The following is a 1,978-nucleotide window of genomic DNA, read 5'->3' as shown; positions in this document are numbered from 1 at the left end:
GGCCACTGCGCGCGAGTTGGCATGCTGGATATGGGCGCTCGGGCGCATGAGCGAAGGGACGCTGACCTAAGAGCATTCTACCTGCTCAATACCGATCATTCCCTGACATCTCTTCCATATCGACTGGTCGTTGGGTGCGATCCCAGATGCCTTTTTGAGCGGCGGACAAGCCGCCATGCTCGCAGAGAGACTCTTCTTATTGGAAGGTGCGCGCATCCAGCCGTAGCAACGAAATGCGAAGACAGGGCGGTCAACATAGATGAGCTATGATGCAGCGAACTTGTAACGGTTCGCGCTAGCTCATGACCGTCAACCCGCGAATATTAAACTGCGAATACGAGCGTCGGTTTGAGGACACTACCCGTCGGAAGCGGTCAGGTGATGATAACAAGACCCAAGTCGGGAAGAAATTCCTGGCTTGGGCCTTCATTGCCTCTTGACAGAAGATATGACCAGTTTTGAAGCTGGAGAACCTCCTCTAACGTAAAGAGGATTCTCCCATAATTGCCGTATCACAAAAGCAGTAGCGGAAAATCATTAGGGAGGTTCCTATGCGATATTCTACCTATATTGGAATTGACACGCATAGCACAAAAAACGAAGTGTGCGCTCTTGTAATTGAAACAGGGGAGATCCAAAACGAGACGTTTAGCGATGATCCGAATCAAATCATTCGCTGGATCAATGAGAACGATCTCCCTAGACCGATACGTTGTGTATATGAAGCAGGTCCCACAGGCTATTCTTTGGCAAGAACGCTAATCAGCGCAGGCTTTGAATGCGTAGTTGCGGCGACCTCAAAACTCCCTAAGCGCCATGACCGAAAGAAAAACGACAAGATAGACGCAGAATGGTTAGCAAGATTGCTGTCTTCTGGCGCGATTCGAGAAACGCATATACCGACCCTGCAAGAAGAATCGCTGCAACACTTGTCGCGGCTTCGCAATGAAACAATGAACGACTTGAAGAGAGCAAAGCAAAGGGTCGCTTCGTTTCTCCTTCTCACGAAAACAGAATACAGCCTCACGAAAAGAAGGTGGTCCAAGAAATTCAGGGAATGGGCCGAAGAAATAGAATTTGAGCGCCCGGAAGACACTTTCGTCTTTAGATTGAAATATGCCGAGGTCATACGCCTAGAAGAGCGCCTTTCCTATATCGAAAACCACATCGTTCGCATTATTGAAGACGATGAAAGGCTATTAACGCTAGCAAAGCGTCTTATGTGCATATATGGAGTAGGCAAAGTTGCCGCATTTACACTGGTGTGCGAGATCAATGACTTTGCCCGCTTCAAGAACGGCAGATCATTTGCATCCTTTGTAGGCTTAACCCCATCAGAGCATTCAACGGGAAAGCGAAGGATAACAGGAAGAATTACGAAAACCGGAAATGGGTATCTTAGAAGCATCATCATAGAGTGCGCCAATATCTATGCCCGATGCATCCCGGTTGTCAGACATGAGGATGAAAGCGTCCCCGAAAACGTCCGGGCAAAAGCAGATAAATGCTCTAAACGACTAAAGAAGCGGCGAGAATACTTGATTGAAAAAGGATTGTCCAACAATAAAGCGAAGGTCGCTATTGCTCGTGAATTATGTGAATGGGTTTATTGGATAGCTACTTTACCTGCATAGCGCATTACTTGCACATCCCTTTACCTCATTGCTTGAATCTAAATCAAGAGTGCCGGGACGAACCACGGAGAACATTTGCACGGCAATATGGTTGCGTGCGTTGACAGAAAGAGAAACATCTCAAGTGGCCCCGTCCAGCCGAAGGTATCTACATGTGGCAACCAAGCCTTACGAGGCAGCGACACGCGGATATGAGTTTGATCAAAGTGCTTGACGTTGGTAAACACGTCTGAAATTGGAGGCAAGCAACGATGGGTTATCGCCTAGCCTGTCCGGCCAGACAGGCTAGGCGATTATTTGTCCTTGACAAGAAAACTGGTCATATGAATGTTCTACTCATATTA

The 1,978-nt window shown here is 47.7% G+C and carries 1 protein-coding gene; it reads left to right on the top strand.

The features are described 5' to 3' along the window. Positions 1 to 551: 551 nt before the first annotated feature. Entirely contained in the window at positions 552 to 1,634 is a 1,083-nt protein-coding gene (locus G7Y37_RS09025; RefSeq protein WP_165254017.1) for an IS110 family transposase, read from the top strand. Positions 1,635 to 1,978: the final 344 nt, after the last annotated feature.

Origin of the sequence: Adlercreutzia sp. ZJ154, from assembly GCF_011039055.1 — a bacterium.
Lineage (GTDB): Bacteria > Actinomycetota > Coriobacteriia > Coriobacteriales > Eggerthellaceae > Adlercreutzia_A.
The sequence above is the reverse complement of the archived record's forward strand: the minus strand, read 5'-3'. Positions and strand labels throughout refer to the sequence as shown.